The sequence below is a fragment of the Micromonospora wenchangensis genome (genome assembly GCF_002210435.1).
Classification (GTDB): domain Bacteria; phylum Actinomycetota; class Actinomycetes; order Mycobacteriales; family Micromonosporaceae; genus Micromonospora; species Micromonospora wenchangensis.
In genome coordinates, this window is record NZ_MZMV01000002.1 from 108,085 (window position 1) to 132,260 (window position 24,176).

A 24,176-nucleotide genomic window follows, 5' to 3' on the forward strand; every position below is an offset into this window, starting at 1 on the left:
CCGGTACGGTCCGGTCGCTGACCCGGGGCGGTCGGTGCACCGGGGCGGGAATTCCGGGGTGGAGCGGTGGCCGGGGCCCGGACCGTGCGGAATGCTGGCGGGATGGCAGAGCCGGAACTGGTGGACGTGGTCGTGGTCGGGCTCGGCGTGGGCGGCGAGGAGGTGGCCGGGCGACTCGCCGAGGCCGGCCTCAGCGTCGTCGGCGTCGAACGGGACCTGGTCGGCGGGGAGTGCCCGTACTGGGGCTGCATCCCGAGCAAGATGATGATCAGGGCGGCGAACGCCCTGGCCGAGGCGCGACGGGTCGACGGGCTGGCCGGGTCGGCGCAGGTCCGGGCCGACTGGGCCCCGGTGGCGAAACGCATCCGGGAGGAGGCCACCGACACCTGGAACGACCGGGCCGCCGTGGACCGGTTCACCGGCAAGGGCGGCCGCTTCCTGCGCGGCAGCGGCCGGCTGGACGGCCCCGGCCGGGTCCGGGTCGGCGACCAGGTGTTCCAGGCCCGGCACGGCATCGTCCTCGGCACCGGCACCCGCCCCTCGATCGCGCCGATCGACGGGCTGGCCGACACCCCGTACTGGACGAACCACCAGGCGATCGAGGTGGCGGAGCTGCCGGCGAGCCTGCTGGTCCTCGGTGGTGGGGCGATCGGGGTCGAGCTGGCGCAGGTCTTCGCCCGGTTCGGGGTCCGGGTGACCGTGCTGGAGGCGTCCGGCCGGATCCTCGCCCTTGAGGAACCCGAATCGTCCGAGGTGGCCGCCGCCGCGTTGCGCGCCGACGGGGTGCAGATCGCCACCGAGGTGAAGGCCGAGCGGATCGACCACGACGGCGACACGTTCACCGTGCACGCCGGCGACCGGTCGTTCAGCGCCGACCAGCTCCTGGTGGTCACCGGCCGCCGGGCCCACCTGGACGAGCTGGGGCTGGACACCGTCGGGATCGACGCCGGGCAGCGCTACCTGCCGGTGGACGACCGGATGCACGTCACCGACGGGATATGGGCGGTCGGCGACGTCACCGGCGAGGGCGCGTTCACCCACATCGCCATGTACCAGGCGTCGATCGTGGTCGCCGACGTGCTCGACCGGGTCCGGCGGGCCCAGGCCGGTCCCGACGCCAGCGGCACCGCCAGCGTGGTCGGCGGTGCGATGGGCGCGGCCAGCGCCGTCGGAGGGTCGATGGGCGCGGCCGGCCCGAGCGGTGCCGCCGGCACCGTGCCCCGCGCCGACTACCGGGCGCTGCCCCGGGTCACCTTCACCGACCCCGAGGTGGGCGCGGTCGGGCTCACCGAACGGCAGGCCCGCGAGCGGGGCATCAACGTGCAGGTCGGGTTCACCGAGCTGTCGTCGTCCACCCGGGGCTGGATCCACAAGAGCGAGCCGGGCGGCTTCATCAAGGTGATCGCCGACGCCGACCAGGGGGTGCTGATCGGGGCGACCTCGGTCGGCCCGGCCGGCGGCGAGGTGCTCTCGGCGCTGGTGGTGGCGGTGCACGCGGCCGTACCGGTCAGCCAGCTCAGGCACATGATCTACGCGTACCCGACGTTCCACCGGGCCATCCAGAGCGCCCTGGACGACCTGGGCTGAGCCACCGCGCCGCCCGGTTCCGGCCGGGCGGCGCTCCCGGTCGGTGCGGGCCGGGCGGCGCTTCCGGTCGATGCGGGCCGGCTGGCGCTTCCGGTCGGTGCGGGCCGGCTGGCGGGTGGTTGCGGTGCGGGCCGGGTCACTCGCCGTGGCGGCCGGCCCCGGCGGCGAACCGGGCCGCGCCGGCCCGCGCGTCGGCCGCGAGCGAGTCCATCCCGTAGGCGAGTTCGGTGGCGAGCGCCTCCGGCTCGGGCCGGTCGGCCCCGGCCAGCACCGACGCCCGGTCGTTGCGCAGGCAGGTCTGCGGGTGCCCGGCGATCTCGGCGGCCAGCCGCTCGGCCGCCGCCCGTGCCTCACCCGGCGCGACCACCCGGTTCACCAACCCCATCGCGTACGCCTCGTCGGCGGGCACCGGACGGCCGGTGAGGATCAGGTCCATCGCCCGGCTCTGGCCGATCAGCCGGGGCAGCCGTACGGTGCCCCCGTCGATCAGCGGCACCCCCCAGCGTCGGCAGAACACCCCGAGCACCGCGTCCGACTCGGCGACCCGCAGATCGCACCAGAGCGCCAGTTCCAGGCCGCCGGCCACCGCGTACCCGGAGATCGCCGCGATGACCGGCTTGGACAGTGCCATCCGGGTCGGACCCATCGGGCCGTCGCCGTCGGGCTCGACCCGGTTGCCGCTCGGCGTGCCGATGGCCTTGAGGTCGGCACCCGAGCAGAACGTGCCGCCCGCGCCCCACAGCACCGCGACCCGGGCGTCCGGGTCGGCCTCGAACGCGCGGAACGCGTCGGCGAGCGCCCGCGCGGTCGGCCCGTCGACGGCGTTGCGGGACGCTGCCCGGTCGAGGATCACCGTGGTCACCGCCCCGTCCCGGACAACATGCACCGCCATCCCCCCAGCATCCCGCACGCGCGGGGCGCGCGGGGGCCGGCGGGGGCTGGCGCTGGTGGGGCGGTGTTGCGGTGTCCGGGGCAGGGTGATGCCGCTACCTGGCCGCCGTCGAGCGGATCTCCGTGACCGGGCGACGGGCGCGACGGTGGGGCGGGACGGGGTGGGTCAGGGGCGGTCGGCGACCCGGGCGAGGAACGAGCGCCAGGCGGTGGGGGTGAAGGTCAGGGCGGGGCCGGCGGGGTCCTTGGAGTCGCGTACGGCGATCAACCCGGGCAGGTTGCCGGCCACCTCGACGCAGTTTCCGCCGTTGCCGCTGCTGCGGGTGCTCTTGCGCCAGCGGGCCTGGTTCAGTTCCATGTCTGGGCCACCTTCGTGATCAGATCGACGGACTGCCGGTGGGACAACGCCTCGCCGCGCACGTTCTCCCACGCTGTCATCATGGCGGCGAGGTCATCGAGATCGCTAATCACCTGCCCCTGTAGCTGGTTGTCGAGGTAGCCGGCCATCCGGTGCTCCGGGTTGGTGGCGATCACGAAGGGCCCGTTGAGGCCGGCGTACTCGCCGACGGTGGCCGGCACGACGTGCACCCGGACGTGCGGTTGGTCGCAGGCCGTGGCGAGGGCGAGCAGTTGATCGTGCATGGTCTGCCGGCCGCCGACCGGCCGGTGCAGGACCGTCTCGTCGAGCACCACCGTGAGCTGCGGCGGATCGTCGCGTTTCAGGATGGACTGGCGGGCGAGCCGGGCCGTGAGGTGCCTGTCGACGTCGCCCCGGGGCAGGGTGCCGGCCCCGAGCAGGACGGCCCGGGCGTACGCCTCGGTCTGGAGCAGGCCGGGAACCACGGTGGACTCGAATGAGCGCAGCGACAGCGCGTCGCGTTCGATCTCCTGCCAGGGACGGAACCACACCGGCTCACGACGTCTTGAAGTGTCCGGCCAGATGTCCACGATGTCCCGCCGGAGCGCCTCCGCTGCGGCCACCCGGTGCCGGGCATGTGGTATCCGCCCCTCACTCAGCCAGCGACCCACCGTCTTGGGATCGACACCGACCCGCTCGGCGAGAGATTCGGCGGTGTAGCCGGTTTCGTTGAGTGCCGCGCGCAGCGCATCGTTCACGACTCCTCCATTGGACGTCTCAGATTTCCGCTTACCATACGCCTACGCGGTGTATCTGTCCGACCACGAAGAGACAGGCTGTGGCGGAGGGCGGCGCGACCGGTGGAGGTGAGGGAACCCGGTGGTCGACGTCCAGCCCGGGGCCGCCCCATCGAGGACGGGTGGGGCGGCCCCGATCCACCCGGAAGGAGACCACAGTGCGACACCGCTGCCCGCACCACAGCCGACCACACCGCCGACCGGAGGCCCCGACCCGTCGCCGTCGCCCGTCCGGACGGCCTCCGTCCTGCCTGGACCCGTCCGGGCGGCTGCTGCCCTGGCTCCTGCTGTCCCGGCGGCCCGTGTTCTGGCGGCCCGTGTTCTGGCGGCCCGTGTTCTGGCGGCCCGTGTTCTGGCGGTCCTCGTCCGAGTGGCCCCCGTTCGGACGGTCCCTGTCCGGGCGGTCCCTGTCCGGACGGCCCCTGTCTGGGCGGTCGTCATCCGGGCGGCTCTCGTCCGGGTGGCTTCCGTCCGGGTGGCTTCCGTCCTGGTGGCTGCTGTTCCGGCGGGGCCTGCGGCTGTTCCGGCTGGGCCTGCGGCGTGGGGTGTCGGCGTGAGCCGGGCGGGCCGACCGCACCTGCCGATGCGCCCGCTGTGGCGGTGCCGGGGCTGCGGCGCGGAGTGGCCGTGCCAACCCGCCCGGCTCGCCCTGCTGGTGGAGTACCGCGAGGACCGGACCGGCCTGCTCGTCTACCTGAGCACCCTGATGGCGGAGGCAGGTGCGCAACTCTCCCAGCTCAACGGGCACGTCGTCCCCGAGAACCTGACGGCCCGATTCCTCGGCTGGGCCCGAGCGCGGGGATCGTCCTGACCCCGTCCGCTGGCGCGGCCTCCCCGGGTCCGTCCGTCGACGCTGGTGGGGCGATGGTGCGGTGTCCGGGCGGCGTCGGTACCGCTACCTGGCCGCCGTTGGGTCGATCGAGCCGGGGAACACCGGATTGGTGCCGGTCGCCCGGTTTGCGACCCGGTCAGCCGGGAAGTCGGACAGGGTGCGAGCGTTGATGACGAAACTCGAACAGGCCACCGCGCTGGACCGCACCGGCGACCGGTTGCAGCGTGCCGTCCAGGCGACCCTGCGCCTGCAGCGGGTACGCGACCTGCTGCACGGCGTCTTCCTGGGCCATCCGCTGCACCCGGCGATGGTGCAGGTGCCGGTGGGTGCCTGGATCAGCGCCGCAGTGGTCGACCTGCTCCCCGGCCAGCGTCGGGCGGCCACCACGCTGGTCGCGCTGGGCACCGTGAGCGCGGTTCCCGCCGCCGTGGCCGGGCTCAACGACTGGGCGGAACTCTCCCGGGACCAGCGCCGGGTGGGGCTGGTCCACGCCGCCGCCAACACCGTCGGCCTGACCCTCTATGCCGGCTCCCTCGCGGCCCGGTTGACCGGCCGGCACGGCGTCGGGCGGGCCCTGGCCTACCTGGGGCTGGGCGCGGCGAGCGCCGGGGCGTACCTCGGCGGGCACCTGGCGTACAAGCAGGGGGCGCAGGTCAGCCAGAGCGTCTCCGAGCTGCACCGGATGGGCGACGGGTGGCGGCCGGTGGCCGACCTGGCCGGGCTGCCGCAACGCAAGCTGGTGACCCGCGAGGTGGACGACGTCTCGGTGATCCTCTACCGGCACGGCGACGAGGTCACCGTCATGTTGGAGCGCTGCCCGCACCAGAGCGGCCCGCTCGGCGAGGGCGAGGTGCAGGAGATCGACGGACACGCCTGCGTGGTCTGCCCCTGGCACGGCTCGGCGTTCCGGCTCAACGGCGGCGAGGTCGTCCACGGCCCGTCCGCCACCGACCAGCAGATCCTCCCCACCCGCGTGGTAGACGGCACCCTCCAAACCCGCCTCCCCTAACCCCACCCTCCCGTCGTCCCCCTACCCCACCCCACCCACAGTGTTGATCAAGAGGTTTGCGTCAAAGTCGATCTCCAACTTGACGCAAACCTCTTGATCACCGGGGCGAGCCTGTCGGGCGAACCCTGTCGGGCGAACCCTGTCGGGGGGAGCTGGCCGGGGTGGGGCGAGTGGGGGGCGAAGGGGAATCGGGTCAGTCGCGGCGGTGGCGGCCGGTTACCAGGTCCCGGGCGGCGGAGGCGCGGCTGCCCATCGAGCGGCCCGGGGTGCGACCGGTGGTGGACGTCCGGGCGGCGGCGATCCGGGCGGCCGAGGTGCGGCCGGCGGTCACCCGGACGGGGCGGCGACGCAGGCCGAGCACCGCACCGATCTGCGCGCCGACGATGCTCGCCACGGCCAGTACCGCCGACACGGCCAGCGGCCTGTTGATCGTGTCGGCCGGAGTGGCCCGGGACGCCCCGGCGGCCATCGCCGGTGGCACCCCGACCGGTCGTTCGGCGGGCGGTTGGGCGGTCTGCGGGGTGGCGGTCTGCGGCGTGGCCGGCCCGATCTTCCCCGGCTTCGGGGTGGCCGGACCGGTCGGCTTCGGGGCGGCGGGTCCGGTCGGCTTGCCCGGGGTGGAAGGCGCACCCTGGTGCTGCGGGTCGGCCTGGCCGCCGGGGGTGGTGGCGGGCGGGCGCGGCGACGGCTTGCGGGGCGTACCCGGGACGAGGTGGCCGCTGGCGTGCCGTCGGGCACCGGTGTCGTCGGCCTCGGTGGGGAGCCTGATGAGCTGACCCGGCCTGATCCGGTCGGCGTCGTGCAGGTCGTTGAGCCGGGCCACCTCGGGGTAGCGGTCGAAGTCGTCCAGGTAGCGTTCGGCCACCTCGCCCAGGTAGTCGCCCCGGGCCACCCGGTAGACCGGCTTCGCGGCCGGCTTGTCGGCACCGGGCACGGGACCGAGACCGGTGCCGGGGACGGCACCGAGGGCGGCACCGCCGATGCCGGCGCTGGGGGCGGCCCCCAGGCCGGTACGCGAGGCGTCCAGCGTCGTCGCCACCCCGGTGCCGGCGGCGGCCGGCATCGGGTGGGTCAGCGTCACCGCCGCGCTCGCCGCCGGACTCGCCGCGATGATCAGCGCGACGGAGCCCAGCAGGGCCGCCGCCGCCCGCTGCTGCCGGCGCATACCGGGTAGCCGGGGCGTCTGCCGGCGGGTCACCTGGGCACCGATCTCCACCAGCACCGAGAAGGCGAACGTCGCCCAGCCGAACCAGCCGACCAGCGCGAGCGCCCGGATGAAGAGCTGACCGTCGTCCCGGCTGGTCAGTACGGTGCCGATCTCGGTGAGGGTGGGCAGGTGGTCGGGCAGCGGGTTGCCGGCGAAGGCGAGCAGCGCCACCGGCGCGCCGACCAGCAACGCCACCAGGACCACCAGCGACCCGAAGCCGGTGAGCAACTGGCCGGTTCGTCGGGCGGTGGAACCACGCGGTGTGGTCATGCTGCCCTCCTTCCTACGGTCTGCCGGTGCGGGGGCACCGGGTGCGTGGGCCGACGGGTCCGCCGGGCCAGCGGGTTCATGGTCGGTCGGTGAGGGTGCGGGCGGTCGCCTCGCCGGCCACGGTGACGGTGCGGTCCATGCCGATCAGGCCGAGCAGGTGCCGGCGGTAGACGACGGTGACGCGTACCCGGATCTGCTTCTCGCCGGCCACCACCGGGAAGCTGACCTGCTGCCCGGTCACGTCGGAGTTGCCCCGCAGGTACTGCGTGACGGCCGCGCGGGCACCCGGCTCGTCGATCACCTTGGGCCGGCCCTCGATCGCGGCGGCCCGGTCGATCACCTGGCCGCCGCTGCGGGCCGCCTCGGCGGCCAGGTCGTCGGCGCGTTGCAGGGTACGCAGCTGACCCGCGCCGTCGTACGCGACGCCGATGACCGCCAGCACGCCGATCATGGCGACGGCCAGGAACAGGCTGATCCGGCCCTCGTCGCCGGTGGGGCGGGCGGTCACTGCCGGCTCCGGTAGCGGTCCAGCGGGGAGCCGAACGTGGCCTCGACCCGCCTGTCGCCCATCGGCAGGCCGGGGAAGCGCATCCCGGCGAACGAGACCGTGCAGCTCACCCGGACCCAGACGCTCGCCGGCTCGCCGAGTTCGCTGCGGAACGCCGCGCCCAGCGACGTGTGGTCGGAGTTGCGGGTGGAACCCCAGACCGTGACCTGGGGTGCGCTGGCGCAGTTGAGGCCCCGCCAGTCGAGCTGCCGGCGGGCGGCCGACCGGGCGGCGCTCTCCGCCGTGCCGGCGTCGCGGACGATCGAGGCGGCCCGCGCGGCGTCGTGCGCCGCCGCCTCCACCGCCTCGTCGGCGACCGCGACCCGACCGGCTACCCCGGCCAGCATCAGCAGCGCCAGGAACGCCGGGGCCAGCACCGCCACCTCCACCGACACCGACCCCCGGGTACGCCCCGCAGCACGGTCGGCCGGCACGTCGCCCGGGGTGCGCCCGGCGTGCACGACCGTCTCGGCGGGGCAGCCGGACCGCGGGGCGTGGGCCATGGCCCGCTCCCCCCGGGCGGGCCGGGTCAGCAGGTCACGCCAGGTTCGCCAGGTGCGCGGGGGCGGGTGGCCGGTCACGGGTTCGTCCACCGTTCGACGGTGCCGTGGGCGGTCTGCCGCACGTCGAACCGGACGGCCGGGATGACGCTCAGGGATTTCCCGGTGACCGTGCAGGTCACCTCGGTCGCGGTGGTGGCGCAGGTGGTCCGCGCGCCGACCAGCCAGTCCCCGGCGGCACCCAGGAAGTGTTTGGCGCGGGCCTCCCCCGCCCCGGCCGGCGCCTCCAGGACCCGTTGCGCGTTCACCCCGCTCTGGGCGGCGTGCATCGCCGTCGACCGGGCCACGAACCAGGCGGCGATCTGGATGGAGCCGAAGAGCAGCACCAGCACCGCCGGCATCACCACGGCCAGTTCCACGGGGTTGGCCCCCCGGTCCGTACCCCCGTCGGTGAGCCGGCGACGGGCGGCCCAGCCGGCGGCACGGAGCCGGGCCGGCACGGCACGGCCGGCGTCGGGTGCGCGCAGGGGTGCGCGCCGGAACCGGGCGGTGGGGGCCGTCCGGTCCCGGCACGCGCCGACCAGGGGGACGCGGGTCACTTGGTCGGGATGCCGTTCATCCAGGTCTCGGCCTTCTCTTTGACCAGGACGGTGACGGCGATGCCGGCGGCGACCAGGCCGGCGATGATCACGGCGGTCGGGACTGGGCTGTCGCCCCGCTCCGCCTCGCGGCGTAGCTCGGCCAGGCGGGCCGTGGTGGCCACGTAGAGGAAGGTGACGAGGTGCATGGCGGGACTCCTTGGGGAGGGCGGATTACTCAGAGGCGGGCGACGAACGGATAGAGGATGAACGCCAGCAGCACGAAGACCAGCAGCGAGCCGGGAATGTCCAGCCGGCTGGTGACGCCCTCGGCGCGGGCCAGGTTGTCGGTGCGGATCTGGTCCCGGAGCGACTCGGCGCGGCTGCGCAGCGTCTCGTGCACCTGGGCGCCCTCGCTGCCGGAGGACCGCATGATCGCCCCGACGTCGCCCAGCTCCGGTATGCCGATCTTCTCGGCCAGCTCCTGCAACTCGTCCCAGGGCGAGTGCATCTGCATCTGGGCGATCCGCAGCGACTCCCGGATGCGGGCGAAGACCCAGCCGTCGCAGACCGCCGCCGCGCGTTCCAGCGACTGCACCGGGCCGTGCGCCGCCGACAACTGCAACGCCACCAGGTCCAGGTAGGTGCAGACCGCCGCGCGGAACTCCTCCCGGGCGGTTTCCGCCTTGGCCAGCACCGACCGGTGCGCGAGCAGCGCGCAGACCAGCGCCAACCCCAGACTGCCCAGCACCGGTACGACCACCGGCATGCTCACCCCGGCCAGGAAGAGCAGCGCCCCCGCCACCGTCGGGGTGGCCAACCCGACCAGCGCGGAGAGCAGGATCGACATCGTGTACTGCTCGGGGGTCTGGTCGAGCAGGGCGAGCTGGCTGTGCGGCGGGCGCAGCCAGCGGGCGAAGCCCCCCAGCCAGTCCGGCCCGCGTCCGGCGGTGACGGCGGTGCCCGCGGGCTGGTGCAGCCGGCGCAGCGCCGGGCCGAGCGCCGGGGAGGCCGGCAACGCCTCCCGGACCAGCAGGAACAGGCCGAGACCGATGGTCGCCCCGCCCAGCACCGCGATGGTGAGCTGCCAGTTGAGCGTCACGCGACCACCTCCGCCGGGTCGGGCCTCGGCAGGAACCGGGGCGGCGGCGGGGGCTGGCTCATCGCGCGTACCCAGGCCAGCAGGGCGATGAACGCCGTGGCGAGCACCGCCATCAGCAGCTGGCCGAAGAACGTCCCGTACGGCCTGACGTACTCGGTGTTGACCAGCCCGTACGCCAGCACGGCCAGGGTCATCCCGGTGAGGAAGCGGACCGCGAACCGGGGCTGGGTGCGCTTGGCCTCCACCTCGCGCCGGGTGGCCACCTCGGCGGAGGCGGCCGACGCGATGGAACCGAGCACGTCGCCGAGGCGCTCGCCCCGGTCGGTCAGGTGCAGGATCAGCGCGGCGACCACCTGGTCGCAGACCGGGTCACCGATCTCGTCGGCGAACGCCAGCAGGGCGGACCGGGCCGTCCAGCCGGCCTGGAGGCGGGCGGCGAGCAGCCGTACCTCCTCCTGGATCTCCTCCGGGACGGTGGCGATGGTGGTGACGATCGCCTGCTGGAGGCCCTGCCCGGTGTTGGAGACGTCCTTGAGCCGGCGGGTCCACTCGCCGACCGCCTCGATCCGGGTGATCGCCCGCTCCTCGGCCCGGCCCACCGCGAACAGCCAGGGCACCCCCGGCACCGCCACCGCCACGATCAACCCCACCACCGGCAGCCCGGTCAGCAGGAACGCCAGCGCCCCCGCCACCGCCGCCGCGCCCAACGTCATCTGGTGCGTCCGCTGGTCCCTCCGGTTGGTGCCGGAGCCGAGCCAGAGCCGGCGCAGCCCGGTGGTCGAACTCCGCGCCGGACGGGTCGGTTTGGTAGTGCCGAACAGTGCCACCACGGCCAGCACGATCCCGCCGACGCAGGCCGCGCCGGAGACCACCGCGAGCAGTTCGACGGTGCTCATCGGCGCACCGCCGGGGCGAGGCGGCTGTGCCGGGGCCGACGCCACGCGCCCGCGCCGGCCTCGATGAAGCGGGACAGCAGCCGGGCGTCGTAGCCGACCCGCAGCAGTTGCCCACGGACCCGTTCCGGCAGGTGGCGGGGGACGGCCCGACCGTCGGGGCCGGGCCCGAAGACGGTGGTGGTGGTGATCCGGTTGGCGTCGCCGACGCCGATCACCTCCTCGACGTGGGAGACGAACCGGTGCTTGCGTCCGCCGATCGCGGTCTCGTCCTCGACGGTGACGTACACGATCAGGTCGAGGGCGTTGCCGGCCATCCGGCGGGCCTGGTCGACGGTCATCTCCCGGCCGTGCGCCAGGGCCAGCTCGATGATCCGCTCGCTCACCCCGGCCGGGGTGCGGGCGTGGATGGTGCACATGGACCCACGGCTGGTGGTCATCGCCTGGAGCATCGGCACGATCTCCCGGGACCGGACCTCACCGACGATGATCCGCAGCACGCCCATCCGCAGCGACACCGGGATCAGGTCGGCGATGCTCACCTCACCGGCGGGTCGACCGTCCAGGCCGCGTTCGCCGTGCCCCTCCCGGGCCTCGAAGCTCATCACCGCCCGGTGTTTGTCCCCGCGCCGGGCCGGCAGCAGCTCCCGGCTCTCCTCCAGCAGCACGTACGGCTCGTCGGGCGGGATCTCGTCCATCAACGCCCGGATGACAGTGGTCTTGCCGGCCCCGGCCAGCCCGGCGACCATGATGTTCAACCCGGCCCGCATGGACGCCCGGAGGAAGTCGCGCAGCAGCGGGTCGATCATCTCGTCCAGGTCGGGGCGGCTGCCGGCCAGGTCGTCGAGGCTGACGTCGAGCGTGTTGTGCTTACGGATCACCGCGTAGGGGCGGTGGCTGACCAGGAACACCGCCGCCAACCGGCTGCCGTCGGGCAGTTGCAGGTCCAGCGTCGGCTTCGAGGTGGACAGCGACCGCTCGGTGGCGCCGGCCCGCCGGGCCGCCGCCTGGAGGATCTCCACCAGCTCGTCGTCGCTGTCGGCGATCGGCTCACCCCAGTCGACGCCACCGCCGTGCCGGGTGATGCGCACCTGGTCGCAGCCGAGGATGTGCACCTCCTCGATGGTGTCGTCAACCAGCAGGGTCTGCAGCCGGCCCAGCCCGACCAGTTCGGCGGTCACCTGGTCGAGCAGGGTCCGTTCCTCGTCCGCGCTGAGCGGGGTGCCGGCCCGGCGTACCGCGTCGGCGTAACCGGAGACCACGGCGACGGCGAGCCGGGCGCGCTCGACCTCCTCGGCGTCGGCGTCGAACTCCCGGCCGCGCTGCCACTGGGTCAGCCGTTCACTCAGCTCCCGGCGCAGTTCGCGGACCACCGCGAAGTCCACCTTCGGCCGGGGTGGCGCGGTCGGCGCGGGCGTCGGTGGGGCGGCGGCCGGCGGCGTCGCCGGGGCGGGGGCGTAGTGCCTGCCGTTCACCGGGGCCAGCGGCGGCATCGTCGAGGTGACCCCCGGCGGCGGGGTGCGCGGGTCGTGGGAGACCGGTTCAAACCGCATCCGGCACCCCCTGCGCCGGGGCCGGCCAGGCCAACCGGGCCCGCCGTTGCTCCAGGATCTCCCGTACCGGGGCCTCCAATCCGGCCGCCGCGCGCATCAGCGGCCGTCCGGCGCGGACCGTGCCGCCGAAGCTGAGCGCCTGCGCGGTACGTGGGTCCTCCGGCAACCGGGCGATCACCGGCACCCCCAACGCCTTGCCGATCTCGGCCTTGCCGTGCCCGTCGCCGACCACCACCAGCCGCAGCGTGCCCGGAGGCACCCGGTGGTGGGTGAAGTCCCGTTCGATGGCCCGGATCATCGACCGGGTGCCGGAGAGCCCGGGTAGCTGGGCCCGGGTCACCAGCAGCACCACGTCGGCGGCGCGCAGCAGCGGCCAGGGCGGCCCGAAGACCTGGAGGCGTCCACAGTCGACGATCACGTCGTAGCCGGGACGGCCCTTCTCCAGGGTGCGGAAGAAGTCGGCGAACCGTTGCCACAGCGGGGCGACGCTGCCGGCCTGCGCCGGGTCCACCACGCCGGGCAGCAGCAGCCGCTCCCGCCTCGGCGCGTCCAGGTCGACCAGTTGCGACCAGAACGTCGACTCCAGGCTGCCGTCGCGCAGCTCACCCACGGCCAGCTCGCCGATGCCGCGCGGCCCGTCGAGCTGACCGCCCAGGAAACCGGCGAGCACCGAGCCGCCGGCCGGGTCGCACTCGGCGAGCACCAGCCGCCGGTGCCAGCTCAGGGTGCAGGCCAGCGCCGTGGTGGTGACGCCGGGCGACCCCTTCGCCGAGACCAGCGCGATGATGGCCATGGTCAGGCCGCCTCGGTCAGCACGAGGGCGATCCGCTCCTGCGCGGCCAGCACCACCACCGCCGGGACGTCCCGGACGGCGAGCGCCAGGTAGATCACCACGTCGTCGTTCTCCGGGGTGAGGGTGTCGATCACCGTGGCGGTGAACCGGGTGGACGACGGCGAGTTGTCGGAGTCCTCGTCCGGGGTGCTGACCAGCAGCACCTTGTCGCCGGGGTGCAGCTTGCGGGCCGGCACCTTGCTCGGCTCCAGGCCCAGCGCGATCTGCTGCTGCCCCTGGCCGAGCAGCGGGGCGTCGGTGAGCTGCGCCATGGTGAGCAGCGACCCGGGGACCAGCGACACGGCGGCCCGCTTGCCGACCACCTCGTCGCGCTTCTTCGTCGGCACCGGGGACAGCCCGGCACCCCCGGAGACCTGCACGCTGACCAGGTCGTCGGCGGTCAGGATGCGACCCACCTCGACCGGTCGGGCGATGGCCAGGTAGCTGCCGGTGGCCCGCACCGAGGTGACCGCGAAGGCCGCGCCGAGGCCGCCCAACGCGATCAGCAGCACGGCGAGCCCGAGCAGGCCGGGCCGGGTACGGCGCTGCCGGACCACCTTGGGCGGGGCGATCGGCGCATCCACCGGAACTCCATCGCGGGTGGCCAGACTCACTGGACGATCTCCGTTCGCGACTGCGGGGCTCGCAAAACCGGCTCACTCCTCGCGCTCACTGGACGATCTCCGTTCGCGACTGCGGGGCTCGCAAAACCGTGGCGTGCGGGGCGCTCATCGGGTCACCACCTGGAGTTCCTTGATCTGGATGTCGACGACGCCGCTGGTCCGGGTCTGTGCGATGTCGCCGCTGCGGCCACCGCCCTCCCAGTGCACGTTCCAGAACGTGGTGGCGCTGACCCGGTAGTTGCCGACCTTGGGATAGCCGTCGTAGCCGCAGGTCGGGGACTTCTTGCCGGCGTTCGGGCCGGTCGACTTGTACGGCGTGCCGGGCCCCTTGCAGGTGATCTTCCTGCCGTTGCCCATGTCCCACACGATCCGCTGGACCTGGGCGGTGATCCGTACGGTCAGTCCCCGGTCGCTGGCCGACGCGTGGAGCGGGCCGAAGTAGTTCCGGCCGCTGCTGGCCCACATCCAGACCGGCAGACCGACCAGGCCGGGGCCGAGGCTGCGCCGGGGGGCGACCGACGCCCGGGGCGGCAGCAGGCTGATCGAGGCGAGCGCCCGCCGGGCCAGTTCCTCCGGGTCGGGCGGGGTGCCGAACCCGGGCGGCGGCCCGTCGAGCAGCACCATCGACTGCGCGCCCAGGTCACCGCCGTTGCAGGTCTGGACGTACCACACCTGACCCTCGGGGGCCTCCTCCTGCGGCTCGGCGACCTTGTAGTAGCAGCCGCTGGAGTTGTCGAACCAGCCGAGGTTCGGGTTGTAGCAGGGCAGCGGCTTGCCGTTCCACTGGCACTTCGGGGCCGCGCCGGGGCTGTTCGGGCTGCCCGGCCCGGTGCCACCGCCCGGGTCACCGGGGGTGCCCGGGTCGTCGTCCCAGACGCTGCAGTCGTTCTGGCCCGGCGGGCACTCCACCCCCGGGCCGGCGGCCTGCACCGGGGCCGGTGGCGCGGCCACGGCGACCAGCACGGCCAGCAGCAGGCCGGCGAGCACCCGGCGGGGCACGCCGCCGACGGGTCGGAGCAGACGGGGGGCGGCGGGCTCGGGGCCGGCCGGGGGCAGGGTGGCGCAATGGGTCGGCACGGGCGTTCCTTCCCGGGTCAACATGGCTGGTCCTCGTGGGCGGCACCGGAGTTGATCAGCCAGCGGCCGTCCGGGTAGCGGGTCGCGGTGGCGGTCGCCAGGTGCCGGGTGCCGGCCGAGCCGGGCACCACCCGGTTGTCCTTGCGGTAGACCAGCCGGTAGCCGGTGGCGTCCAGGCAGTCCTGGATCTCCACGGTCGGCGGGTCGCCGTCGAGGCTGACCGAGGTGACGGAGGGCTCCGACTTCAACGTCCCGGTGCGGACCGCGCCGTGCCGGCGGGCGTCGTCGATCGCCACCCGGACCCGGGTGAGCAGCGGATCGCCCAGGAACCGGGTCAGCTTCGGATGGCGGGGATCGCTGTCCCGGCTCGCCTCCCGGGAGGCCTCCAGATATCCGGCGTACGCGGCCAGCGCGGCCCGTCCGGCCGCCTGCTCCGCCTCGGTGGGTGTGCGGTCGTCGCTGGCCGGTCGGGGGGCGGGGGCGGAGGTGGTCTCCGGCGGGTCGGCGCAGCCGGCGAGGGCGGCCACCACGGCGACGACGAGGCAGCTGGTCCAGTGGCGCGATCGCCCTGTACGCATTGCCGTGCCCTCCTCGGTGGCGCCCGGTGGCGACGATCGTGGCGGCCTCCGGGCATGCGGCGGTACTCCGGGATGATGTCGATCGGACAGTTCCGGGTGCTGCGGCATTTACCTGTGCGGATCTTCTGCGAATGGGTGGGGTCTGGCGTCCGACGCGGCTGCTCGGGGTTGCGTCGTACCCAAGGGGCGAGCATAGGCTGACGTGCGCCGATGCAACAGAGGCAATTCATCCGAGCACTCACCGTGATGGGCAGGAGTGACCGAAGGTGGACGATGTCCAGGGTGTCCGGCCGGTGTCACCGGTGCCCGCCGATCGCGGGTCGGTGTCCGCCGACCGGGTCGGTCCGGTCGGCGAACACCCTGCGTCGCCGGAGGATATGGGACGGGTCGAGCGGGCTGGTCCGATCCGTTCCCCGAAGGTCGCCGTCGATGTCCCGGAAGCGCCCGGCGGGGCGGGGGACGCTCAGGTCTCCACTGGGGACGCCGACCTGATATCGGACCGTTACGTCGACCCCGTCCGGCCGTCACGCTCCGTGACCGCTGTCCGGCGACTGGCCGGGCTGCTGACGGTCGTACCGGTGCTGCGGCTCGCGGTCGCCCGGTACGCCGTACCCCCGGGGGTGGCCGACCGGGTCGGATGCGACGGCTGCGGCGTCGCGGTCGGGCTGGACCGGCCGTTGCCGGCGCTCGGGCCGACGGCCCGCTGCCCGGACTGCGCGGGCCGGGTCGGCGCCGCGCCGTTCCTGGTCGAGGCGCTGCTGGTGGTGGCCGTGGCGGTGCTGGCGCTGGTCGACGGCCCGGTGGCCGAGCGGGTCGCGCTGGCCTGGTGGCTCGGCTGCGCGATCCCGCTCGTGCTGGTGGATCTGGCGGTGCACCGGCTGCCGGACCGGCTCACCTGGCCCGCCGCCGTCGGCACCTGGGCATTGCTCGGGGTGGCCGTGGCGGCCGGGGCGGGTGCCGGGGCGTGGCTGCGGGCGGTGACCGCCGGGGTGGCGCTCGGTCTGGCCTTCGCCACCACCACACTGCTGCTCGGCCGGCGGGGCTTCGGCCTCGGCGACGCCAAACTGGCGCTCGGGGTGGGGGCGTTGCTCGGCTGGCAGGGGTGGGGTGCGGTGGTGACCGGGCTGGTGCTGACCTTCCTGCTGTCGGCGCTGGTCGGGGTGGTGCTGCTGGCCAGCCGCCGGGTCGGGTGGTCGAGCCACCTGCCGTTCGGGCCGTTCCTGGTCGCCGGCACCTGCGCGACGCTCCTGCTGACCGGCTGATCCCGCTCAGCCGACCCGCTGACCCCGGTCGACCTCCCGGGTGGCCGGACCGGAGTGCCGGCGCAGCATCTCGGCGAGGGGCCGGGCCGCCGGGAGGCTGACCAGCAGGGTCACCGCCAGGCCGAGCAGCAGGCCGGCGAGGACGTCGTGCGGGTAGTGCACGCCCACGAAGACCCGGGAGGACGCGGCGAGCAGCGCCAGCGGGGCGGCCAGCAGACCCCACCGGGGGGACAGCAGCAGCACGGCGGTGGCCAGCGCCCCGGCGATCGTGGCGTGGTTGCTCGGGAAGGACCAGTCACCTGTCGGCGGGCACGGTGCGGCCAGGATGGTGACCGCCCCCCGGCAGGGCCGCTCCTCGTCGATCAGCGACTTGAGCAGCTCGCTGCACCCGTACGCCAGGACGACGGTGGCCGGCGCGACCAGGGCGAGGGCCCGGCCCCACGGGTCGGCACGGCGCAGCCGGGGCACGGCGACGGCCACCAGCATCAGGCCGAGCAGCAGGATCACCGCCTCGGTGAAGTGCACCGCGAACCACTGCACCGGGGCCGGGGCGGCATCGGCCACGTCGACGACGTCGCGGTACCACTCCTCGCTGATATCGGGAATGTCTGTGGTAATCATCTGAATCATTGCTCACCTCACCAAAGTGTCATACCCCTTTTAGTCCCATCGAGGTGTAGGAACCGGGTGGACCGGTCACATGGTGCGCGATGCCGGGGCGGATGCCCGCCCCCGTCACAGCGAGTTCACAGCGGTCCCCGCGATTGGCCGCCCACCACCACCGGGTACCTCCCCGCCGTGCAGATGGACCAGACCTGGCAGATCCGGCGGACCGCCACCGACCTGGACCGGCTCGGCGAGACCGAGTCGGTCTTCGCCCTGTCCAACGGCTGGGTGGGCTGGCGGGGCACCCTCGACGAGGGCCAGCCCTACGGCATGCCGGGCAGCTACCTCAACGGGTTCCACGAACGGCGGCGACAGAGCTACCCCGAGGACGGGTACGCCTTCCCGCAGGAGAGCGACACCGTGATCAGCGCGCCCAACGCCGCCCTGATCCGGCTCTGGGTGGCCGGCGAACCCCTCGACCTGCGCACCGGCACCGTCCGCGCCCACGAACGCACCCTCGACCTGCGGGCCGGCGTGGTGGAACGGCACACCGAGTGGATCTCACCGGCCGGGCACGGGGTACGGGTCCGCAGCACCCGGCTGGTCTCGCTGCCCCGGCACGCCGTCGCCGCCGTCCGCTACGAGGTCGAACCGTTGGACGACCGGCCGGTCGAGATCCGGGTCTGCTCGGACGTGCTCGCCAACGAGCGGGTGCCCGAACGGGCCGACGACCCCCGGGCCGCCTCGATCGTGCACGACCCGCTCGACGCCGAACTGCACCGCCCCGACGGCCACCGGGGCGTGCTGGTGCACCGCACCGACCGCAGCGCCCAACGGGTCGCCGTCGCGGTCACCCACGGGACGGACGCGCCGGCGGGCTTCACCGACGGCGACGACCACACCCCGGACCGGCTGCGGACGACCCTCGAAGGGCGGCTCACCCCCGGGCAGCGGCTCCGACTGACCAAGTACGCCGCGTACGAGTGCGCGCCGGTCGACGACAGCACCCCCGACGAACTGGCCGACCTGGTCACCGCCGAGGCCGACGCCGCCCACCGGCACGGGTTCGACGCGCTCCTGGCCGACCAGCGGGCCGTGCTCGACGAGCGGTGGCGCACCGCCGACGTGGAGATCGACGGCGACCCGGAACTCCAGCAGGCCGTCAGGTTCTCGGTGTTCCACCTGCTCCAGGCGGGCCGGGCCGACGGCGACCGGACCATCGCGGCGAAGGGGCTCACCGGCAACGGCTACGACGGGCACGTGCTGTGGGACACCGAGAGCTACGTGCTGCCGGTGCTGACGTACCTGCTGCCCGAGGTGGCCCGGGGCGCGCTGCGCTGGCGGCACGCCCACCTGCCGCAGGCCCGGGAACGGGCCGCCGAGCTGCGGCTGACCGGGGCCACCTTCCCCTGGCGGACCATCGGCGGCCGGGAGTGCTCCGGCTACTGGCCGGCCGGCACCGCCGCCCTGCACGTCAACGCCGACATCGCCGACGCGGTGCTGCGCTACGTCACGGTCACCGGTGACCAGGAGTTCCTCGCCGACACCGGGCTGGAACTGCTGGTGGAGACGGCCCGGCTGTGGGCCGGCTACGGCCACTGGTCCGACGACGGCGCGTTCCACGTCACCGGGGTCACCGGCCCCGACGAGTACGCCGCCCTGGTCGACGACAACGTCTTCACCAACCTGATGGTCCGGCGCAACCTGCTGGGCGCCGCCGACGCCGCCGGACGGCACCCGGAGCGGGCCGCCGCGCTCGGCGTCGACCCGGCCGAGACCGCCGCCTGGCGGGCCGCCGCCGACGCCGTGCACCTGCCGTACGACCGCAAGCGCGGCGTGCACCAGCAGGCGGCGGGCTTCACCGAGCAACCCGAGTGGGACTTCGCGGCGACGACCGACGACGACTACCCGCTGCTGCTGCACTACCCCTACCTGGAGCTGTACCGGCGGCAGGTGGTCAAGCAGGCCGACCTGGTGCTGGCCATGCAACGCTGCCCGGGGGAGTTCACCGCCGAGGACAAGGCCCGCAACTTCGCCTACTACCAGGCCCGCACCGTCCGCGACTCGTCGCTGTCCGCCGGCTCCCAGGCGGTGCTCGCCGCCGAACTGGGCCACCTCGACCTGGCGTACGACCTGTTCGCCGAGGCGGCCCTGCACGACCTCGCCGACCTCGGCGACAAGACGAGCGACGGGCTGCACCTGGCGGCCCTGGCCGGGGCGTGGACGGCGGCGGTGGAGGGCTTCGGCGGACTGCGTGACGACACCGGCGTGCTCTCGTTCGACCCCCGGCTGCCGGCCCGGATCGACCGGCTCGCCTTCCACCTGCGCTGGCACGGGCACCGGCTGCGGGTCACGCTGACCCGCGACGGGGCCCGCTACGAGCTGCCCGACGCCGACCCGGAGACGACGCTCGACCTGCGGCACGCCGGGGAGGCGGTCACGGTCACCGGCGCGGCGGCGGTCACCCGGCCCCTGCCGCAGGTGCCCGACCCGGGGCCGGAACCGCCGTCACCGCCCGGCCGGCGGCCCGCCCGCCGGGCCTGACCCGCCCCGCATCCGCTCCCGCACCACCGCCAGCTCCTCGAAGGCGTACGCCCAGTTGTGGCACTTGAAGCTGCGCAGGCCGGTGACCGGGGTGTGACAGTCGAGGCAGTGCACCCCGGCGATCGCGTCCGGGATCTCGGTGTTGACGTACCGGCGGTCACCGAGGATCACCGTGGCGATCATCAGCGGGTCGTGCACGCCCTTGAGGGCCGAGGCGACGATGTCCAGCCAGGTGGTCCGGCGTCCGCACTTGGGGCAGTCCGGCTCGTCGCCGCTGACCCACAGGGGCGCGCCGATGCTCTGCGCCGGCATCCCGAGCAGCTTCTCCAGCCGGCGTACGTCGTGTTCCGGGGTGGTCCAGCGGTGCCGCCCCGGCAGTGAGGCGGGTGAGTCGTACACGGCCCGGAACAGGGCCGGGTCCACCTCCACGGTCTCCCGGGCAGTGTTCATCGGATGCCTCCTCGCCGACAGTCGGTGTCACCGTCATACCGGCAGGTGACGGTCGCGTGCAGCCGGCTCGCCGACACGGGGGGTCAACATGTCGTAGCCCCGGGTGCTAGACATCAGGGCGCGGGGTGCCCGCCGCCCGGCGGTGGGCCGTCCCGCAGCGACGACGCGAGTGGAGGGAGAGGGCCGGTGACCGCGCCGACCGACGCCGAGCAGGGGCCGAACGTGGCCAGGATGTACGACTACTACCTCGGTGGGTGCCACAACTTCGCCGCCGACCGGGCCGCCGCCGAGCAGATCCTGCGGATCTTCCCGGACACCGGGATCGCCGCCCAGGCCAACCGGCACTTCCTGCGCCGGGCCGTCCGGCACGCCGCCGAGCTGGGCGTACGCCAGTTCCTCGACATCGGTGCCGGGCTGCCCACCCAGGGCAACGTGCACGAGATCGTCCGTCAGGTCGCCCCCGACTCGGCGGTGGTCTACGTCGACTACGACGAGGTCGCCGTCACGCACGCCCGGCGGCTGCTGCCGGCCGACGGACGGACCACCGTCGTCCACGGTGACCTGCGCCGGCCCGACGAACTGCTGACCCACCCCGACGTCCGGGCGGCGATCGACCTCGACCGCCCGGTGGCCGTGCTGCTGGTGGCGGTGCTGCACTTCGTCACCGACGCCGAGCAGCCGTGGGACGCCGTCGCCCGGCTGCGGGACGCGACCGCCCCCGGTAGCCCGCTGGTGGTCTCCCATCTCACCACCGACGGGGCCCCGCCGCTGCCCACCCAGCAGGGGCGGGCGGTCTACCAACGCAGCAGCGCCCCGCTGGTGCCCCGCCCGCACGCCGACGTGCTGCGCTTCTTCGACGGCTACGACCTGGTCGATCCGGGGCTGGTGCGGGTGGCCGAGTGGCGACCCGACGGGGAACCCCGGGAGCGGATCTCCCACGGCTACGCCGGCATGGGCCTGCGCCGCTGACCGCCGTCCCGGGCCGGCCGCACGACGGGCCGGCCGACCCGGTCCGCCACCCCTGGCAGCCACCGGCCCGGCCGGCCCGGTGGCGGTCAGGGTGGGGTGGGCAGCAGGAGGGTGCGGACCCCGTGCAGGCCGTCCTCGGCGCGGCGGTGCGCCTCGGCGGCGGCGGTCAGCGGGAGCGTCTCGACGGTGCGGGCCCGCAGCCGGCCGTCCGCGAGCAACGCGTTGATCGCCCGCGCCGCGTCGGCCAGTTCGGCGACGGTGGCGTGTGAGATCACGAAGCCCAGCACCGCGCCGTCACGCAGGTACAGCTCACCGGCGGGCAGCGTCGGGGTGGTGCCCAGGCCGGCCAGCACCAGCACCCGGCCCCGGGGGGCGAGCAGGCCGACGGTGCTGGTCAGGTCGTTGACCCCGGCGGCGTCGAGCACCACGTCCACCCCGGACGGGCAGGCCCGGCGGACCTGCGCGGCCCAGTCGGCGTCCCGGTAGTCGACCACCGGCTCCGCGCCGAGGCCGGCGCAGTGGTCGGCGTCGCGGGGGTGCGCGGTGGCCACCACCCGGGCCCCGGCGGCGCGGGCCAGGGTGACCGCGGCGCTGCCCACGTTGCCGCCCGCGCCGATCACCAGCACCGTCTCGCCCGGCCGGACCCGGGCGTGGGTGACCAGACCGAGGTAGGCGGTGGCCGCCGGGTGCGCCACCGCCACCGCGGTCAACGGGTCCACCCCGGCGGGCACCGGGTAGAGCCGGTCGGCGGGCACCGCCACCCGCCCGGCGGCGGCACCGGGCCGGCCGGCGTGACCCATGCTGTTGCACCACACCCGGTCCCCCGGGGCGAAACCGGTGACGGCCGCGCCGACCCGCAGCACCGTGCCGGCCAGGTCCCGCCCGATGACGAACGGAAAGGTCAGCGGGGTACGGAACGCGCCGGAGCGGACGAACGTGTCGACCCGGTTCACCGGGCTCGCCTCGACCCTGACCAGCACCTCGGTCGGCGTCGGTTCGGGTGCGGGCAGCGGGCCGACCCGGATCGTCCCGGCGGGCCCGGGGCGGTCCACGTACGCGGCGGTCGTGGTGTCCGTCGCGCCGGACCGGGGCACCGGCGGGGTCGACCTGCCCACGCCCGGCGTCGGTCGGGTGGTGGGGCCCCGGCCGGGCCCGGTCGCGCCGGTCACGACGCCACCGCCGGGGTACGCCTGGTGATCCGCTGTCCGAGGTGGAGCACCAGCAGGGCCAGCACCGCCCCGGCCGCGCCGAGGGCGTACATGGTGGGCACGCCGGAGGTGAGGGCCGCACCGCCGGCGGTGGTGCCCAGGCCGATGCCGAGATAGATGGCCGACGAGTTCAGCGACACCACCAGCGGGGCCTGCTGCGGCGCGGCGGCGATCAACCGGTGCTGCTGCGCCGGGGTCTGGCACCAACTCGCCGCGCCCCACGCAGCGACCAGCAGTCCGACCAGGAGGATCGGCGCGGACCCGGCGGTGCTGAGCGCGCCGAGCACGCCCAGCGCGACGACCATCGCGGCGTACCCGACCACCAGCACCGGCACCGCACCCCACCGGTCGGTGGCGTAGCCGGAAGCGACGTTGCCGGCGACCGCGCCCAGCCCGTAGAGCAGCAGCATCAGGTTGACCTGGTACGCGCCGACGCCGAGCGCGCCGAGGGTGGGCACCGCGAAGGCGTACACCGTGTAGCAGGCGGCCATGCCGATCACGGTGAGCGGCAGTACGGCGAGCACGGCCGGTTGGCGCAGCGCGGTCAGCCGGGCGCGCAGCGGCACCGCCGCCGCGCCGGGTAGCGCGGGCATCGCCAGCCGGACGGCCACCGCCACGGCCAGCGCCAGCAGGGCCACCGCGACGAGTGCGGCCCGCCAGCCGAGCCACCGGCCGGTCAGCCCGCCCAACGGGACGCCCAGCGCGGTGGCGACGGTGAGCCCGCCGATCACCACCGCCAGCGCCCGCCCGCGCAGCGCCGGGGGGACCAGGGAGGCGCCGGCCGCACCCGCGTTCGGGGTGTACGCGGCGGCACCGGCGGCGGCGACGATCCGCCCGACGATCAGCACCGGCAGCGTTTCGGCGGCGGCCGAGAGCAGGTTGCCGGCGGCGAGCACCAGCAACGCGGCGACGAGCAGGGTGCGGCGTGGCAGCCGGGCGGTCAGCGTGGACAGCACCGGGGCGAGGACGGCGTACGAGATGGCGAAGACCGTCACCGACTGCCCGGCGGCGGCGGTGGAGACCCGCAGCGCGGCGGCCATGTCGGGGAGCAGTCCGGCGACCACGAACGCGTCCGTGCCGACGGCGAAGGTGCCGGCCGCGAGGATCAGGGTGAAGCGCAGGCCCCGGCCGGGCCCGGCGGCGGTGTCCGGCCCCGGGCCGGTACGGGTGTGCAGGTGGGACATGAGGTCTCCGGGATGCGGGACGGCATGCGGCGGCGCGGCGGAGCGCGCCGGGCACGGGGATTCGGGTGTGGACGACCACCGGGTGCGGGCGGCGGGGGGTCGGTCCGGCCCGGCGGCCGGTGGTGCGGGCGCGGGTGGCCTCCGGCCGGTCGCGGGTGGACCGGTGGCCGGCGGGTGCGCGGGCCGACGGTCGGTCGGCGGCCGCGGAGGGGGTGGGCGGGGCGTCAGCCGCGCAGCAGCGCGTAGCGGCGACGGGTGCGTTCGGCCGCCTCCGCCGGTGCCGAGGCGAGCAGGTCGGCCAGGGTGTGACCGGCCAGCTCGCGCCGCCAGGCCAGGTCGGCGCGGTGCATGACGGTGCTGATCGCGCAGGGGGTGCGGAACTCCGGCGCGGAGGGGTCGACCCCCGCGCCGCGCTGGCGGATCTCGGTGCACCGGAACGGGTTGTCGGCCCCCTCGATCGCCACCGTCACGTCCATCACGGTCACGTCCGCCGGTTGGCGGGCGAGCCGGAACCCGCCGCGCGCGCCGGGCACCGACTGGAGGATGCCGGCCCTGGTCAGGGCCTGGAGGCACTTGGTGAGGTAGGCCGGGGGCAGCTCGAACCACTCGGCGAGCCGGACGGCGGGCATCGGGTGTTCGCCGCCGATCCAGGCGAGGGTGAGGCAGCAGTGTAGCCCCCACTCGACCTGCTCGCTCATCCGCATAACCTGGATAGTACA

Annotated in this window: 26 protein-coding genes; 6 read left to right on the forward strand and 20 right to left on the reverse strand. The window is 74.7% G+C overall.

Annotation, left to right across the window (positions count from 1 at the left end):
* Positions 1 to 102: 102 nt before the first annotated feature.
* On the forward strand, positions 103 to 1,587 hold the full coding sequence (locus B5D80_RS01820) for a dihydrolipoyl dehydrogenase family protein (protein ID WP_088641977.1): 1,485 nt from the start codon (positions 103 to 105) through the stop codon (positions 1,585 to 1,587).
* 136 nt (positions 1,588 to 1,723) lie between these two features.
* Here B5D80_RS01820 and B5D80_RS01825 read toward each other — a convergent pair whose 3' ends face one another.
* The 3 genes from B5D80_RS01825 to B5D80_RS01835 all read right to left on the reverse strand — a co-directional run bounded on the left by B5D80_RS01825 (position 1,724) and on the right by B5D80_RS01835 (position 3,594).
* A complete protein-coding gene (locus B5D80_RS01825) occupies positions 1,724 to 2,479 on the reverse strand; it encodes a crotonase/enoyl-CoA hydratase family protein (RefSeq protein WP_088641978.1) in 756 nt (251 codons plus the stop codon).
* 165 nt (positions 2,480 to 2,644) lie between these two features.
* Complete coding sequence (locus B5D80_RS01830; RefSeq protein WP_088641979.1) at positions 2,645 to 2,836, reverse strand: DUF397 domain-containing protein; 192 nt, start codon at positions 2,834 to 2,836, stop codon at positions 2,645 to 2,647.
* Positions 2,827 to 3,594, reverse strand: coding sequence for a helix-turn-helix domain-containing protein (locus B5D80_RS01835; protein WP_088641980.1), 768 nt, complete (start codon positions 3,592 to 3,594; stop codon positions 2,827 to 2,829). Before B5D80_RS01835 ends, B5D80_RS01830 begins: the two co-directional genes overlap by 10 nt.
* Positions 3,595 to 4,186: 592 nt before the next feature.
* Between B5D80_RS01835 and B5D80_RS01845 the strand changes: the two genes are divergently transcribed.
* Entirely contained in the window at positions 4,187 to 4,444 is a 258-nt protein-coding gene (locus B5D80_RS01845) for a flavin reductase (protein WP_308447882.1), read from the forward strand.
* Between the two features lie 190 nt (positions 4,445 to 4,634).
* The gene (locus tag B5D80_RS01850; RefSeq protein WP_245854150.1) at positions 4,635 to 5,474 is read left to right on the forward strand and encodes a Rieske (2Fe-2S) protein; all 840 of its coding nucleotides are present in this window, start codon (positions 4,635 to 4,637) and stop codon (positions 5,472 to 5,474) included.
* Positions 5,475 to 5,667: 193 nt separating this feature from the next.
* Here B5D80_RS01850 and B5D80_RS01855 read toward each other — a convergent pair whose 3' ends face one another.
* The 12 genes from B5D80_RS01855 to B5D80_RS01910 all read right to left on the reverse strand — a co-directional run bounded on the left by B5D80_RS01855 (position 5,668) and on the right by B5D80_RS01910 (position 15,234).
* The gene (locus B5D80_RS01855; RefSeq protein ID WP_088641983.1) at positions 5,668 to 6,951 is read right to left on the reverse strand and encodes a LysM peptidoglycan-binding domain-containing protein; all 1,284 of its coding nucleotides are present in this window, start codon (positions 6,949 to 6,951) and stop codon (positions 5,668 to 5,670) included.
* 76 nt (positions 6,952 to 7,027) lie between these two features.
* Complete coding sequence (locus B5D80_RS01860) at positions 7,028 to 7,402, reverse strand: hypothetical protein (RefSeq protein ID WP_088642087.1); 375 nt, start codon at positions 7,400 to 7,402, stop codon at positions 7,028 to 7,030.
* Between the two features lie 53 nt (positions 7,403 to 7,455).
* A complete protein-coding gene (locus tag B5D80_RS01865) occupies positions 7,456 to 7,932 on the reverse strand; it encodes a TadE/TadG family type IV pilus assembly protein (RefSeq protein WP_245854172.1) in 477 nt (158 codons plus the stop codon).
* Between the two features lie 143 nt (positions 7,933 to 8,075).
* Complete coding sequence (locus tag B5D80_RS01870; RefSeq protein WP_425437146.1) at positions 8,076 to 8,525, reverse strand: TadE family protein; 450 nt, start codon at positions 8,523 to 8,525, stop codon at positions 8,076 to 8,078.
* Positions 8,526 to 8,593: 68 nt separating this feature from the next.
* The gene (locus tag B5D80_RS01875) at positions 8,594 to 8,785 is read right to left on the reverse strand and encodes a hypothetical protein (protein ID WP_088641984.1); all 192 of its coding nucleotides are present in this window, start codon (positions 8,783 to 8,785) and stop codon (positions 8,594 to 8,596) included.
* Positions 8,786 to 8,814: 29 nt separating this feature from the next.
* Entirely contained in the window at positions 8,815 to 9,678 is an 864-nt protein-coding gene (locus B5D80_RS01880) for a type II secretion system F family protein (protein ID WP_088641985.1), read from the reverse strand.
* On the reverse strand, positions 9,675 to 10,574 hold the full coding sequence (locus B5D80_RS01885) for a type II secretion system F family protein (protein ID WP_088642090.1): 900 nt from the start codon (positions 10,572 to 10,574) through the stop codon (positions 9,675 to 9,677). Before B5D80_RS01885 ends, B5D80_RS01880 begins: the two co-directional genes overlap by 4 nt.
* Positions 10,571 to 12,124 carry a TadA family conjugal transfer-associated ATPase gene (locus B5D80_RS01890; RefSeq protein WP_088641986.1) on the reverse strand — a complete coding sequence of 518 codons (1,554 nt, stop codon included), beginning with the start codon at positions 12,122 to 12,124 and terminating at the stop codon, positions 10,571 to 10,573. Before B5D80_RS01890 ends, B5D80_RS01885 begins: the two co-directional genes overlap by 4 nt.
* Positions 12,114 to 12,917 (reverse strand): CpaE/TadZ family protein, encoded by an 804-nt coding sequence (locus B5D80_RS01895; RefSeq protein ID WP_088641987.1) that lies wholly within the window; start codon positions 12,915 to 12,917, stop codon positions 12,114 to 12,116. The genes B5D80_RS01890 and B5D80_RS01895 overlap by 11 nt, the downstream gene beginning before the upstream one ends.
* Positions 12,918 to 12,919: 2 nt before the next feature.
* Entirely contained in the window at positions 12,920 to 13,570 is a 651-nt protein-coding gene (locus B5D80_RS01900; RefSeq protein WP_088641988.1) for an SAF domain-containing protein, read from the reverse strand.
* Positions 13,571 to 13,684: 114 nt separating this feature from the next.
* A complete protein-coding gene (locus B5D80_RS01905) occupies positions 13,685 to 14,656 on the reverse strand; it encodes a hypothetical protein (RefSeq protein ID WP_425437140.1) in 972 nt (323 codons plus the stop codon).
* A 17-nt stretch (positions 14,657 to 14,673) separates the two neighbouring features.
* Positions 14,674 to 15,234, reverse strand: a complete 561-nt coding sequence (locus B5D80_RS01910; RefSeq protein WP_088641989.1) for a hypothetical protein — start codon at positions 15,232 to 15,234, stop codon at positions 14,674 to 14,676.
* Between the two features lie 533 nt (positions 15,235 to 15,767).
* On the opposite strand from B5D80_RS01910, the gene B5D80_RS01915 reads away from it, so the two are divergent.
* The gene (locus B5D80_RS01915; RefSeq protein ID WP_245854152.1) at positions 15,768 to 16,496 is read left to right on the forward strand and encodes a prepilin peptidase; all 729 of its coding nucleotides are present in this window, start codon (positions 15,768 to 15,770) and stop codon (positions 16,494 to 16,496) included.
* 6 nt (positions 16,497 to 16,502) lie between these two features.
* Here the strand turns inward: B5D80_RS01915 and B5D80_RS01920 are convergent, their stop codons facing one another.
* Entirely contained in the window at positions 16,503 to 17,117 is a 615-nt protein-coding gene (locus tag B5D80_RS01920) for a phosphatase PAP2 family protein (RefSeq protein WP_245854153.1), read from the reverse strand.
* Between the two features lie 183 nt (positions 17,118 to 17,300).
* Between B5D80_RS01920 and B5D80_RS01925 the strand changes: the two genes are divergently transcribed.
* Complete coding sequence (locus B5D80_RS01925) at positions 17,301 to 19,646, forward strand: glycoside hydrolase family 65 protein (protein ID WP_088641992.1); 2,346 nt, start codon at positions 17,301 to 17,303, stop codon at positions 19,644 to 19,646.
* Here B5D80_RS01925 and B5D80_RS01930 read toward each other — a convergent pair.
* On the reverse strand, positions 19,611 to 20,096 hold the full coding sequence (locus tag B5D80_RS01930; protein WP_088641993.1) for a hypothetical protein: 486 nt from the start codon (positions 20,094 to 20,096) through the stop codon (positions 19,611 to 19,613). The genes B5D80_RS01925 and B5D80_RS01930 overlap by 36 nt on opposite strands.
* Positions 20,097 to 20,282: 186 nt before the next feature.
* Between B5D80_RS01930 and B5D80_RS01935 the strand changes: the two genes are divergently transcribed.
* Positions 20,283 to 21,065 carry an SAM-dependent methyltransferase gene (locus B5D80_RS01935; protein ID WP_245854154.1) on the forward strand — a complete coding sequence of 261 codons (783 nt, stop codon included), beginning with the start codon at positions 20,283 to 20,285 and terminating at the stop codon, positions 21,063 to 21,065.
* Positions 21,066 to 21,151: 86 nt separating this feature from the next.
* Here the strand turns inward: B5D80_RS01935 and B5D80_RS01940 are convergent, their stop codons facing one another.
* The 3 genes from B5D80_RS01940 to B5D80_RS01950 form a co-directional block, all read right to left on the reverse strand.
* Complete coding sequence (locus B5D80_RS01940; RefSeq protein WP_245854155.1) at positions 21,152 to 22,234, reverse strand: NADPH:quinone reductase; 1,083 nt, start codon at positions 22,232 to 22,234, stop codon at positions 21,152 to 21,154.
* On the reverse strand, positions 22,231 to 23,457 hold the full coding sequence (locus B5D80_RS01945) for an MFS transporter (protein WP_088641995.1): 1,227 nt from the start codon (positions 23,455 to 23,457) through the stop codon (positions 22,231 to 22,233). The genes B5D80_RS01940 and B5D80_RS01945 overlap by 4 nt, the downstream gene beginning before the upstream one ends.
* Positions 23,458 to 23,681: 224 nt before the next feature.
* A complete protein-coding gene (locus tag B5D80_RS01950; protein ID WP_204958567.1) occupies positions 23,682 to 24,155 on the reverse strand; it encodes an RrF2 family transcriptional regulator in 474 nt (157 codons plus the stop codon).
* Positions 24,156 to 24,176: the final 21 nt, after the last annotated feature.

Bases quoted from the DNA above. Each gene is read 5' to 3' on its own strand.
- B5D80_RS01820 (WP_088641977.1), top strand. From the start codon at position 103: ATGGCAGAGCCGGAACTGGTGGACGTGGTCGTGGTCGGGCTCGGCGTG.
- B5D80_RS01825 (WP_088641978.1), bottom strand. From the start codon at position 2,479: ATGGCGGTGCATGTTGTCCGGGACGGGGCGGTGACCACGGTGATCCTC.
- B5D80_RS01830 (WP_088641979.1), bottom strand. From the start codon at position 2,836: ATGGAACTGAACCAGGCCCGCTGGCGCAAGAGCACCCGCAGCAGCGGC.
- B5D80_RS01850 (WP_245854150.1), top strand. From the start codon at position 4,635: ATGACGAAACTCGAACAGGCCACCGCGCTGGACCGCACCGGCGACCGG.
- B5D80_RS01855 (WP_088641983.1), bottom strand. From the start codon at position 6,951: ATGACCACACCGCGTGGTTCCACCGCCCGACGAACCGGCCAGTTGCTC.
- B5D80_RS01860 (WP_088642087.1), bottom strand. From the start codon at position 7,402: ATGATCGGCGTGCTGGCGGTCATCGGCGTCGCGTACGACGGCGCGGGT.
- B5D80_RS01875 (WP_088641984.1), bottom strand. From the start codon at position 8,785: ATGCACCTCGTCACCTTCCTCTACGTGGCCACCACGGCCCGCCTGGCC.
- B5D80_RS01885 (WP_088642090.1), bottom strand. From the start codon at position 10,574: ATGAGCACCGTCGAACTGCTCGCGGTGGTCTCCGGCGCGGCCTGCGTC.
- B5D80_RS01890 (WP_088641986.1), bottom strand. From the start codon at position 12,124: ATGCGGTTTGAACCGGTCTCCCACGACCCGCGCACCCCGCCGCCGGGG.
- B5D80_RS01895 (WP_088641987.1), bottom strand. From the start codon at position 12,917: ATGGCCATCATCGCGCTGGTCTCGGCGAAGGGGTCGCCCGGCGTCACC.
- B5D80_RS01910 (WP_088641989.1), bottom strand. From the start codon at position 15,234: ATGCGTACAGGGCGATCGCGCCACTGGACCAGCTGCCTCGTCGTCGCC.
- B5D80_RS01920 (WP_245854153.1), bottom strand. From the start codon at position 17,117: ATGATTACCACAGACATTCCCGATATCAGCGAGGAGTGGTACCGCGAC.
- B5D80_RS01925 (WP_088641992.1), top strand. From the start codon at position 17,301: ATGGACCAGACCTGGCAGATCCGGCGGACCGCCACCGACCTGGACCGG.
- B5D80_RS01930 (WP_088641993.1), bottom strand. From the start codon at position 20,096: ATGAACACTGCCCGGGAGACCGTGGAGGTGGACCCGGCCCTGTTCCGG.
- B5D80_RS01945 (WP_088641995.1), bottom strand. From the start codon at position 23,457: ATGTCCCACCTGCACACCCGTACCGGCCCGGGGCCGGACACCGCCGCC.
- B5D80_RS01950 (WP_204958567.1), bottom strand. From the start codon at position 24,155: ATGAGCGAGCAGGTCGAGTGGGGGCTACACTGCTGCCTCACCCTCGCC.